At 45.5% G+C, this 12,897-nt stretch carries 5 protein-coding genes; 3 read left to right on the plus strand and 2 right to left on the minus strand.

Translation table 11 applies throughout. From position 1 onward, the window contains the following. Nucleotides 1-108: 108 nt before the first annotated feature. Together RH96_RS09215 and RH96_RS09220 are read right to left on the minus strand one after the other, a co-directional pair. Nucleotides 109-5,103 (minus strand): translocation/assembly module TamB domain-containing protein, encoded by a 4,995-nt coding sequence (locus RH96_RS09215; RefSeq protein ID WP_010200176.1) that lies wholly within the window; start codon nt 5,101-5,103, stop codon nt 109-111. A 61-nt stretch (nt 5,104-5,164) separates the two neighbouring features. Next, the gene (locus RH96_RS09220; protein ID WP_010200179.1) at nt 5,165-8,812 is read right to left on the minus strand and encodes an autotransporter assembly complex protein TamA; all 3,648 of its coding nucleotides are present in this window, start codon (nt 8,810-8,812) and stop codon (nt 5,165-5,167) included. 482 nt (nt 8,813-9,294) lie between these two features. Between RH96_RS09220 and RH96_RS09225 the strand changes: the two genes are divergently transcribed. From RH96_RS09225 to RH96_RS09235, 3 genes are all read left to right on the plus strand, one after another. Continuing rightward, on the plus strand, nt 9,295-10,635 hold the full coding sequence (locus RH96_RS09225; protein ID WP_026037257.1) for an MFS transporter: 1,341 nt from the start codon (nt 9,295-9,297) through the stop codon (nt 10,633-10,635). Between the two features lie 196 nt (nt 10,636-10,831). After that, on the plus strand, nt 10,832-11,470 hold the full coding sequence (coq7, locus tag RH96_RS09230; protein WP_026037258.1) for a 2-polyprenyl-3-methyl-6-methoxy-1,4-benzoquinone monooxygenase: 639 nt from the start codon (nt 10,832-10,834) through the stop codon (nt 11,468-11,470). A gap of 220 nt (nt 11,471-11,690) precedes the next feature. Beyond that, nucleotides 11,691-12,824, plus strand: coding sequence for a hypothetical protein (locus RH96_RS09235; protein ID WP_010200184.1), 1,134 nt, complete (start codon nt 11,691-11,693; stop codon nt 12,822-12,824). Nucleotides 12,825-12,897 lie beyond the last annotated feature (73 nt).

The raw sequence follows: 12,897 nt of genomic DNA on the forward strand, positions 1-12,897 counted from the left end.
GATGAAGGCGTTTTTTATTGGATAGCGTTTTATTAGGTAGAACATGGTAAGTGCTATCGAGCCACTATTGCAATTCATTGATGAATAAGCAACGGATGACAGTGTTACCTAAAACTGCCAACTATAGACCACATCAACTGCGTTCTCTGCCGCTGACGTTGCCTCGACGTAAATGCGACGGGTCAATTGGTAACGGACAGATAAGCTATTCTGCGCATTAAAGACACCCACCCCGTAGCGAATATATAAGTCAGGAGTCACGTAACCGGTGACATTGACGTTGGTATCTTCACTACCGCCAGAAGCATCAACGGTCAGGCTTTGTAGACCAAAGGCTTGACCAATTTGGTTGGTCAAGTTGCGTGTACCACTCAGCCCAAAGCTCAGGCCAGCAGCGGCTAGATTATTAGTCACTTGTGACTTGAAGCCTTGCTCACTGATTTGTGTGGCGCTCTTATTATCGATACGACCCGTTACCAAGGCATTCATTGCTTGCTGCTGAGTAAGACCAGCATTGTTAAAGACAATAATATTTGGACTTTCAGTACTGCCTTTAACGCGCACACCAACTGTTTTTCCACTAATGGTTTTGGCGGCCTCAATACTCAAGTTAGGCTTCATGACATCACCATTGAAGCGTACCTGACCATAGTTAAGCTCTAAACTCTGACCAAAGGCATTGATATTGGTACGACGTGATACCTGTACTACCCCTGTGGCGCGCATAATGCCCGTGCCGTTTTGAGTGATATTGATAGCACCTGCCAAAGGAATAACGGCACCAAATCCACGGAAATTAATGTCATCCCCTAAATCTACGCCAATATCGGCATTGATCGACCAAGGTTTTGAGATAGCTAAAACTTCGTCGATATTACCAATAAGACGACGATCAAGGACGACCACATCTTCAGTTTGCGTAATGATGTCTTCACTGGCTTCTGGCGGACGAATGGTCGCCGACGGCACACTGATAGCACCTGTAATGTTGACGTAACGGTCGCCTGGACGCACGATGATATCGATATCAGGATTAATCTCAGCCAATAGCAATGGCGGCTGGGTCAGTACTAGACGCTCACCAGCGATACTCAGTTTGGCTTGTAGTTTTTGCTGCCAGTTTACCGTTCCGGTTAGCGTGCCGCTGCCCGTACCACTATTAAAGGTTCCATCAACAGTCGCTTGCGTGCCACGAATTTTAGCATCGACATTAACTTTTCTTAAATTGACAGGCAGGTCGAGCATCGCGATACGACCATTAGCCAATTTAACATCACCATAGAACTGTGGCTTATCCAATGTGCCACCCACACCACCCGCCATGGTTATATTCCCTTCGAGTACGCGCATACCGGGGAAGAAAGGTTTGAAAATCGCTAGATTGAGCTCATTGAGCACCAATGCGCCCGAGATGGGTTTAGGATTTTTATAAGGATCGACAATAACTTCCGCATAACCACGTGCCCCGTGACCAGTATTGATGTCCGTACGCAGTTTGAGACCCTCAGGTACTGACAAGGCAATCAGTGATACACGCTTATATGACAAACTTATAGGAACGCTATCACCGTCTTGTAGCAAGCCGATTTTGCCATTGTCAGAATATAAAGTGGTATTGATAGTCGGTGGACGACCACGTTGCCAACCGACAACTGCTTTCCCATTGATCTGACCATGCCAATCAATATCTTTAGGTAGAAATACTGAAAATAGCGAGGTATCTAGCTTTTGTAGCACTACGTCAACCTGACCACCAGATGGCGAAGCGATTAATTTTTCACGCAAACACAGCTTGCCAGTTTGATCTGCCGCCTGCCAACAGTGTGCGGCAAGTTGCACTTTAAGCTCACGGCTATTGCCGTTCTGATTGTTGGGCAAATTGACGATTAATTGCGCTGGCTGTAACTGGTTCAACGTGGCATATCTAGACTTGACGCGACCTTTACCAATCACCCCAGACCAACTGAGTGTGTCGCGATTAAAGCCACCTTTGAGTCTTGCCGCAATATCAAGTTGCTCATTCGCGACGTTTAGATCGACCACGTGCGACTTTTCAGTACCATTGAAAGACGCACTAACGCTTTTAAAACTTTGTCCCGCAGCGTCTAAGCCTTCAGCGCTGACAATCAGCTGACTTGGGCTATTTGCTAAGTTGACGATTTTGCCGCGAATACGACCTTGACGCAATATAAAACCTGGGAGCGCAATACGCTCACCGACTAAATCAATATAAATAGTGGGCAAGGCTTGTCCCGCAGGCTGCGATAAGGTCGCACCGCCGGTCACTTTACCAGTCAGCTTATTGGACAGCTGATCGAGACTGGTGATATTAATCTTGGTTTGTAATTGCTTGGCATTGCCATTAGCAGTTATATAATTATCGCCCCAACGTAAAACGAGGTTATTGGCATTCAAACTGTCGATTAAGGCGTTCACTTGCTTATATTGTGCTTGTGCATCTTGCGTTTGCAGACGCTTAAAGTAGCTCGCCAAGTCTTTTGGCAGACGCATTTTCGCGGCTAAGCTGCCTTTTGCACTAAGCGGCTGACCTTTTAACATGCCAGTCAAGTTGATTTGTTTGATATTAATGGTTTGCTGGGTGTCACTCCAGCGACCGTCGGTATCTATAGTACCAGTGATAGCGCTTGGCGTACTTTTGAGGAAATAACCCAAATTAAAGCGATTCATTACCGCCTTGATATCCCAAGCGATACCTTTACGTACATCGACAGTGCCGCTAGCATCGATACTACCTGCAGCGCCGACATGACGGAAGCGTTTGATACGGATAAGTTGAGCATCGCCACTGGCATCAATGGTGAGTTTGCCTGCTGGTAATTGTTCGGCATCTAATACACCGTTAAAATTTACTGCAAAGCTATTCAATTTACCTTTGGCATTCGCGTTGTTCTTGGATACCGTTTGCCACTCGCCATTGGTTTTTAGATCACCAGTAATAATGGCAGGATTATTGGGTAAAAAATAACCCAAATTGAAGTTATCAAAGCGACCATCAATTGTCCAACCAATATTTTTACGCAAATCGATGACACCTTTTGCATTCACTGCGCCAGCCTCACCCTTGTAATTGAGCTTGCGAATACTGATCAGCCTTGGCGTGCCTGCCGCATCGATAGACAGACGACCCTTTGGCACATCCGCAGTATCGACCTGCCCATCAAAACGCGCATCGAACATAGATAGCTCGCCACCAACGATATCGACTTTGGCGTCACCGCCACCAGTGATACCGATAGCACGGCCGTCTTGCGTGGCATCAAGCTGCGCCTGCAAATCGGTATTGTTTAAATTAATAATATGACGCTGACCCTTGACCCCGCTTTTGGTGATATTCACTAAGCGACCACTGGCACTAATGCTGCCCGTTAGACGCTCAAGCGGTAAATCACTACGATACTCTTTGGGCAGTAAGCCATTGGTACGGGCATCAATTTGCCACGTCAATGGGCGCTGCTTGCTCGCCAGTTGGATCTGCCCTGTACCCGATAGGTCACCGACGATGCCATCATAATTAAGGCGATTAATATCAATGACATTACCCACTTTTCGGACACGTACATCGTAGTTGCCTTTGGGAGCGGCATTCAGCTCATTGATCACCGCATTGGCATCGATAGAGAGGGTCGAACCGCGCACGATGACGTCCGCTTGACCGCTTGGGCTATCGATATTACCGATGTTAGGGACGTTACGACGGGTCAGATTTTGCCAAGTGGCATCGATATATAAAGGCGCTGCCTGTTTGATCTTCGCAGAGGTCTTACCTTGGGTAATATTGGCATTAATATGTTCGCCATCACGCTGACGGAAATCTGCGTCAACTTCTAAGTTACCCGCGCTGTTCTTTTGTTGATAATGTAGCGATAGTCGACCGTTTAGTTTTTGCGGGGCATAGGCTTTGAAGTCAGCATAGTCGTCAGGAATGACACGGCGAATATCGAAATTGCTACCCGTCACTCGTACTTTTGCATCGAAGCTATTTTTCCAATCTAAAATACCTTGTAGTATTAAGTTTCCAGCTGGAACCTGAGCATCCAAACGATCAATGCGCAGTTGGCTATTGGCAATCACTGCCCGCCCTTGATAATGCCCTGAAGGGATATCTTTGGCAGTCAGTTCGGTATTAATACGCAGACGTATTTCAGAGATGACACCTGAGGCAGTGGCCGTGCCGCTTTTTAAACGAATATTTTGGCTTTCAGCATAAGGAATCAAAATATCATCCCATTGCAGTTTTGCTTGAAGTGGCAAATCCTTGTCCAATGCCTGTACGACAAAATCACCGCTGACATCGCTATCATTATAGCGACTACGCACTTTGCCGACAGTACGCTTTAAACTGCCTTTGGCAGTGATATTTAGCGGATCGATATAGGCTTTGTCTAAAGCACTCACTTCAGCAATAGCACTCAAATCTAACGGATAGTCACCTTGAAGATCAATCTCGCCTTGTAAAGCACTGACTTTGACAATGTCCGCATAGCGTAAGTCACCACGACCTACCGTGACCATGCTGCCAACCCATGTCAAGTCACGAGCTCTGATGTCATGGACGATGATAGGGTCTTTCGTCACTTGCTTATAGACAATCGTTTTTATTTTTGCTTGATCAAAACGCAGGTTCACCGGTAGCTTGAGCGTTTTATAATCGAAAGCCTCACCCGTTGGTGGTTTTTTATTGATAATCTCAATACGTTGAATGTCTGCATCCCGTAGATGGACTTCTTTTGCAAATACTGCACGCCAGCCTATTTTGACATAGGCTTTATCTACCCGTACTTCAAGGTCTTCGGTCGCCTCGATATCGATATCCGTGACCAACAAACCATCACGTAAATTACCGCGCCCATATTTGAATTTAATACCCGTCTCGGCACTGATCTTTTCTAATAAGAACTTGGTACCTGATTCAGTACCAGCCGCATAAAAAAATACGGCGAACATAATTGCTAGCACAATTAGTATGAGCACCAGTAGTTTGAGCAAAAAAGACAGCGGATACCAACGTCTTACAGCACGGGCATCTCGTTGCGCCGGATCTTCATCCGATGAATCATTAGGCGGGGTATTTTCGGTCAACATCACACTCAACTACGTTAAAAAATGATTGTCAACAATCGCTAAAAAACGATTGACGAGGCTCTTATAAAGGCGATCCGATAAAGAAGTGCAATCGAACCGGAATACTCTCTTCTGTCACACCAGCAGCGACATCAACCCGCACCACACCGACTGGTGATGCCCAGCGAATACCAACGCCGACGCCGACTTTGGTTTCAGTCTCGAAGTCTTTGTCATAGGCGTTACCCACATCGGTAAACAACGCACCGCGGAAGCCAGGTCTAAATTCATAGTTATATTCGGCACTACCAACGGTGAGGATTTGTCCACCCGTCAGATAGCCTTTGTCAATTGGCGATAAGCTTTCATAATCGTAACCGCGAATACTTTGGTCGCCACCCGCGAAGAAGCGCAACTTGTAGGGCACGTCATAAAAGTCATCGGCCCAAATGTAGCCGGTATTGAGGCTACCAAGAACTTGGTGTTTATTATCATTACCAAAACTATATATACCGCTGACACCCGCACGCACAATCGCCAAATCCGTATCGCTTAATGCCTTTTCAGTTCCTGCTTCAATAGAGTAGTACTGACGGATACCACGAGTTGGATTGGTTGCACTATCCACGTCCGTTTTATTGATACCATAGCCCAATAAAAGCGCTTGTTGCTGCGGGCTAGAAGACGTAAAACGTATGGGCAGATCTTCTAAGTTGGCCTCATCTACCCCCGTCTCTAACTCATCTAAACGGTAACGCACAGAGTAGCTACGATTCCAGCCACTGTCACGGCGAATATTACGTGCCAATGCCGCTTTTAGCGTTCGGGTAGACAGATCAAAGTTGCCTTCGCCTTGATCGATGACTTCCTCTTCATAAGTCAGGCGAGCATCTAACTTGTCATTAAGCGGATGCTTCCACGGTCGGCTGGCATAGACCGAAACATTCTTAGTAATTCTAGAGACTTCTGTTTCTGCCCCTGCCTGATAGCCTTGACGATTGAGTAGATTGTAATCTATCTTCGCCGTGGCACGTACGCCAGTATCGGTACCATAACCAATACCTACTTGGGCATCGCGTGGCTTACTGGCAGAGACAAAGACATATAGTGGGACTTTTTTACTTTCTCGTACTTGTTGCGGCGTTTTACGTCCTGCCAGCGTTGGTGGTACAAAGTTTTCATCCGCAAGAATGCTTTTTTCATCCGGAAATATTTTTTGTGCCACGTTGCTAATAGAGTCACTGATTTTACCTAAAATCGTGTCTGTCTCTTGGTCTTTTTCGTCTAATACCCGATCATCTGGTAGGCGACTTAAACGATTGGCTTTTTGTTTAATGGCTTGAAGTTTTTCCAGTGTTTGCTCGTCTGCCTCAAACTCAATGGCAGCGATATCAGCCGGATTGACCGTTTCTCCACTGTTGGCAGTGTTGGTGCCTTCACTACCATTTGCCTCATCACTGTTTTGGACAGTGCCATTTTGAACAGTACCATTCGTATTACTACTCTCTGCCCCATTATTTGCTGCCGCTACGCCATCGATAATTTCTGCAGCATTGACCTCACCATCAACATCGTTGTCAAGAGTATTGCCAATGGCATTGGCGGGTGCATTATCAAAAGCTAAAGTACTGTTTTCGCTGCTTTCATTGGGCGGCAAAATGGATTCGACATTCACAGTGTTGAAATAACGCGTCGCCGATAAATCGTTACTAAATTTGGTAATATCGGGGCGATAGAACGGATCACCGGGTTTAAAATCAAACAACTGCTGCAATAAAGACAATTCGACAGGTAGCTTATCAGGGTCGCGGGTCAGAGTATTGGTCGCTGCATCATAAGTAAAAAACACCACATCATCGTATTCATAACGGTCGCCCGTGTTATAAACCAGCGATATATCAGCGGTGTTGTCTGGCAAAATAATATCGACTGATTTATTCAACCAATATTGGTCGAAATAGCCATAAGTATTGCTGAGTGACTCAAGCGCTGCTTTACTGTTTTTATAGACGCGATGGTTAAATACATCGCCTTCTTGCGGTGGCAGCTCTTTTTCTAACGCTTGATATTCTTCTTGCGCGCTACCTTCGCCACGAATCTCGACAATACGACTGTCCACAGTGACCGGCTCGCCTAAATCCTCAATAACTACCTCAATGATGTCGCTATTGGGTTGGCGCAGACGTAAGGTCACATCGTAATAACCAACGGCTTTTGCGGCATCTAATGCCGTTTGACGCAGACGAGGTAAAGCTGCCGTAAAGTCAACGACAGATTGGACGGTCGTGTCATCAAGCGCCGCCTTAATATTCTTAATCGGTTGCGTGTCTTCGTCTGCTTCGATAACTTTTGGTTGAGCGTTAGTCGCATCGTCAGCAGCGACTTGCTGCAAGTAAACCGTTGTCTCTACATGTGGTAGCGCTAGAGCACCATCATTAAAAAACCGATTGTAGAGCCGCTTAACGATATTGGTTTTTTTGCGAGACAGCGCTTTAGGCTTTTTGGCCTGCAGGATACTTTGATTGACGGCTTGGGTTTCGGACTGATAATCTGGCAAATAATCGTCTGGATTGATGATATCTGATTGTTCACCTTCCTCTCCTATCACATTATCTGCACTGACTGACATCTGGTCGTCGATAATAATATTATCGTCATCAGCGCTTCCACTACTGACAGCATCGCTTACGTTAATGGGTCGTGCCATGATTTCAGCGGTCTTAGCCTGTTCAGCCGCCGTCTCATTTTTCCCTAACGTATCAAGGTTGCTAGGTGCTGGCAAGTTGGTGGCGTCGAGACTCACATCTAAACCGATAGGCGGGTTGGTATCGTTTAACGTCGCGATAGGCGCATCAAAGCCACTGTCGTTATTGCTAATGCTATTCATGCCATTAATATCAGCGCTATTAGCGACGCTACCATTATTGATGCTGTCAATGTCTTGCGCATTTTGCCTATCTAGCGCTGCCAGCTCGCGATCAATTTCCTCAGGCATCATCATCTGATAGCCTTGCTGCTGCACTGTCTCAGCTTGCTGCAACAAATCCTTATTAGCAACGTTCGCCTGCGCGTCACTCAAGTCGTCTACATCATAAAGCTCATTATCCAAATCATTGTCATTGGCATTGGCATTGGCATTGTCGACATTATCATCGACATCTTGCTGATTTGCAGATGCTTGCTTAGATAGTGAATTTTGCGCGTCTGTCTCTTTACTATTAGGCTGCTTATTACTTAGGTTTTGCTCTCTATAATCATCTAATACCGACTTATCAATGATGCCTTGTTCCACGGCTCTTTTTAGTCGCAAGGCATCCAATGCGATATCGAGCTGAGTGTCTTCAGTAGAAGATGGCTCGCGAGGGTTTGGGGGCTGTGAGGGTGTTGGTGGTTGGGCTAGTGTCGCAGTGCTGGCGGTTGACCGGCTGGCTGTATTTTGCGTGTCATCATTCTGAGAACCAGCGTTCTGACTATCAATGATTTGACTGCTAGTATCGATACCTGTTGTGGTCTCAGCCAATGCCATAGGCGCGATGCCAAAGCCCACCAAACTGGTCGCTAGTGCACTAAAAAGCGCTGAGCGTGTAAAATAAGTACGCGACAACGCCGGCTGCAAATCATCAATCGCAGCATATTTAGGGGGTTTGATGTTGTGACCATCATGACTGGTTAACGCATTACACTGCGTAACTGACAAGTGGCGCGCTAGAGTTGAAGGCTGATGTTCCATGTATACTTATTTCCTATCACCTCACGCGGCACAAGTCACTGACGATAGAGTCATCAGGTATTACCGGTGAATAAACTTATAACAGTTAGCTGAGATGCTCTATGGACTACCCGTACTTTTTTATTGCTAAGTTTTAGCGCTGAACGTATATCATCTAAACTTGCTAGCATAAAATAGGTCGTTTTAAGTGATACCGAGTCTTGAGTCTCATTGATACCTTCACCTGATTGATGCCTTCACAAGGTAACCCTTCAAAAGACAACCATGTAAAATTTACAAATCATAACTTAGTTAATTATGAAATCATAGCATCGGGCGCATGTATTTTTATCAAAGCCTTGCTATTATACGGCTTAATATTGATAAAACCTATGCTATATTTCGATAAGTTTTTGATAATATTGATAATTGCTTATACCTCAAAAGCTGCGCGCAGCCCTTATTTTTCATCTATTAGCCGCGATCCATCTGTAGGAATCTTCATGGCCAATCAGTTTCAGTTATTTAAGCGCCGCCGTTTTAGCGCCATGTTTTTTACCCAGTTTTTGGGGGCGTTCAATGACAATATTTTTAAACAAGCACTCATATTAGTACTGACTTATACTGCTGCCAGTCAGTTGGGCATGGAAGTTAGTATTTTAAACAACTTAGCGGCAATGCTATTTATACTGCCCTACTTTCTATTTTCGGCATTGGCGGGACAAATCGCTGATAAGTTTGAAAAGTCAAAGCTCACGCGCTTTATTAAAATGCTTGAGCTGGTCATTATGGCGATTGCTGCTGTAGGCTTTGTTTTTGAGTGGTACGGCTTATTATTTGTGGCGTTGTTTTTGATGGGCACGCATTCAACTTTTTTTGGCCCGATTAAATACGCTTACTTACCGCAAGCGATGAAGGAAGATGAGCTCGTCGGTGCCAATGGTCTGTTTCAGATGGGCACCTCACTGGCTATCCTCATTGGTATGATTGTCGCCGGTGTTTTGACCCAGCTATCGCAATCCCTTTATTGGATTAGCGCCACCGTATTGGTCGTCGCTGTTTTGGGTTATCTAGCAGCCCGATATATTCCTACGATGCCCGCCATGCAGCCGACGCTCAAGATTAATTGGAATATTTTTACCACCAGCTGGTCGACGGTACGCTATTTATACTCGCTGCCTTTCTTATTCTTTGTCATTCTTGGCAACAGCTGGTTTTGGTTTTATGGGGCGACGTTTTTGACCCAAGTACCAGAATTCAGCAAAGTCATTTTGCATGGCGATGAGTCGGTGGTTATTTTCCTATTAACGTTATTTTCTGTGGGTGTGTCGATCGGGTCTTTGTTATGTAAAACCTTGACCAAAAACCAAGTCAGTTTACGCTTACTGCCTTTTGGTATTGCTGGTTTAAGTATTTTTGCTATCGATTTGTATTTTTCCTTGTCAGGATTAAACATTGACGTTAATACTGAGACGTTACTGGGTATTGGTGATTTGTTTGGCGTGAGTGGCAGTTGGCGTGTGTTTGCCGATTTGTTCTTCTTAGGGTTTAGTGGCGGCTTATATATTGTCCCTTTATATGCGTCTATGCAGGCTTACGCGCCCAAAAGCCACCGCGCACGTATCGTTGGTGCCAACAACATTTTTAATGCCATCTTTATGGTCAGCTCAGCGATTTTTGCGATTATGGTGCTCAACACCTTAGGATTGACGCTACCGCAGTTATTCTTGGTCACTGGTGTGCTAAACATTGCTTTTGGTGCGTTTTTATATATTAAGCTGAACAAACACGTAAAGCATGCGGTCATCCAAACTCATGATGACGAGCTTAGCCGACAAGATTAGATGCTTCGAAGATCTAACGAGCATTAGTAGAGTTGGTGTTCGCTGAATCATGCAGCCGATAATAGTGGTGCCGATAATTTGTATTGTTTGCTATAGTAATGTGCATGAACAGAATATTGCTGTTTTAAAAAGCAAGTAGCCTTAATAAAAGTATTTTATTGATAAAAAATAAAGCCATCAGGAGTGAATCATGGCCCTGCGTCCCTTATCTAAAATTGACCAGCTATTGCTTGGGGTTGACAAGGCATTGCGAGCGGTTGTTCCGCACTCAAACCCCAGTACCCGCCCATTGCCCGTCAGTAATGACGATATTCCTGAGCTGACCATTACGGAGGCGCGTCACGTGGCAGGACTGATGCGCATCAATCATACTGGCGAAGTATGTGCGCAAGGTCTATATCACGGTCAAGCCTTTGCCGCCAAAGACAATGGCGTCAAACAAGCCATGCAGCATTCAGCCGAAGAAGAAGTCGATCATTTGGTGTGGTGCGAGACACGTTTAAAGGAATTAGGCAGTCATGCCAGCCTTTTTACCCCATTATGGTACGGCATGTCTTTCGGTCTTGGCGCAGTAGCAGGCACTATCTCTAACGAGTTTAGTCTGGGGTTTGTCGCCGAAACCGAGGCGCAAGTCAGCGAGCATTTGCAAGAGCATATTGGGCAATTACCCGTCCATGATCAGCGCTCAAGAGAGATACTGGCGCAAATGGATATTGAAGAATTGCACCATCGCGAGCTGGCACTAGCAAGTGGCGGCGCGGCCTTATCACCACCCGTGCGTCAGACCATGCGTTGGATGGCAAATCGGATGAAAGCCACGGCTTATCATCTGTAAATGCATAGTGAGTAGCGCCTCTCATAGGGCTGACTGAATTATTTAATTTAACAATCCTACTACTGATAGCATTCAGCTTAATTTGCTAGGGTATTAGAAATTTGCAAGATTGCGCGCCAATAATACAAAACATTTTAGAAAATACAAAATAGCTTCGATAATACAAAACAACTATCAATCGATTGTAAATAACGACTTAATACACAAGGTAACGACTTTTATGAAAGCCATCAACCACTCTAGCTTGTCTACCGACTCATATACCAAAGCGCCTAAGTTTGCGACCTTGACCGCCTTAGCGGCTGCCTGTGCCATGATGTTGTCTGTCCCTGTTAATGCGGCCGAAACTGACAGCACAGCTAGTGCTAGCACAGTCGCTGCTGTCCCTAGTGCCATGGATTCAAGCAGACGCGTCATTCGTCTTGCTAAACCAAACGCAAATGCTGCTGCCAGTACGGCTCAAACCGACGTAGCGGCAAATATGGCAACGGCAAATAGTACCCAGCAAAACAATGCTTTACCAACTGGCACTCAGCAAAGTCAGCCGCCATTAAACGCTACACAGTCAGCAGCAGTACCGCAGGCACCAGCAGTAGCAACTCCGGAATTGACAGGGACGACTCGTGTGTACGAGCGTGGACCAATGACAGCAACCGGTATTGACCTTCGTGGTGGTCAGCTATCTAATATTCCAACCCCGCAAGTGCAACTTTCAAGCGTTAGCTTTGTACCGACAGTGTTGGTTCCACAGCAGCAAGGTTTAGGTACTGATAAGCTTGACGTTAGCTTGCTAGATGACTTTATTGAAGACGTCTCTCCTAACGCCCGTCATTATCCACCGAACTTTCCTAATCGCTCACAACGTCACTATACTCGTGAAAAAATCAAAGTATTAACCGAATGGATTGAGCCTTATGCCCAATCGCCAAATGCTTCTTATGACGTGCTACTTCGGGCGGCCAAACTCAATGGTATGGGACGTAATTTAGACTTAGGCTCAGATTATACGGTACGTGGTGGCAAATATGTTGACCGGGCCATCAAAATCAAATCAGATAGTGGTGAAGCCAACTTCTTGTACGGTATGATGCTATCAGAAGGCGGTGGCTTCAAAGAAGGTCAAAAATATCTAGACCGAGCCGTCTCTTTGGGCTACACCGAAGCGGAACAGAGCTTGGCACAGTCAGATCTATTAAGTGATCGCCGTAATAATGCTTTAGAGCGTTTGCGTCGTCTCGAGCAACAAGTCCCTAATAACGCGGTTATTCGTCAACAAATTAAGCTCGTTGAAGATGGCAAGTTTTATATTTGGGACATACCAGCGCCTGATATCGACGTAAAGCCAGGGGCATAAATCCAGTTATTAATCTCAATTATTAATATCTGATTTAAAACTAAAGTACACAGCGCCTTCTTTTTGTATTGGT

The organism is Psychrobacter sp. PAMC 21119, from assembly GCF_000247495.1.
GTDB classification, from domain to species: domain Bacteria; phylum Pseudomonadota; class Gammaproteobacteria; order Pseudomonadales; family Moraxellaceae; genus Psychrobacter; species Psychrobacter glaciei.

Bases quoted from the DNA above. Each gene is read 5' to 3' on its own strand.
- RH96_RS09215 (WP_010200176.1), bottom strand. From the start codon at position 5,103: ATGTTGACCGAAAATACCCCGCCTAATGATTCATCGGATGAAGATCCG.
- RH96_RS09225 (WP_026037257.1), top strand. From the start codon at position 9,295: ATGGCCAATCAGTTTCAGTTATTTAAGCGCCGCCGTTTTAGCGCCATG.
- RH96_RS09220 (WP_010200179.1), bottom strand. From the start codon at position 8,812: ATGGAACATCAGCCTTCAACTCTAGCGCGCCACTTGTCAGTTACGCAG.
- RH96_RS09235 (WP_010200184.1), top strand. From the start codon at position 11,691: ATGAAAGCCATCAACCACTCTAGCTTGTCTACCGACTCATATACCAAA.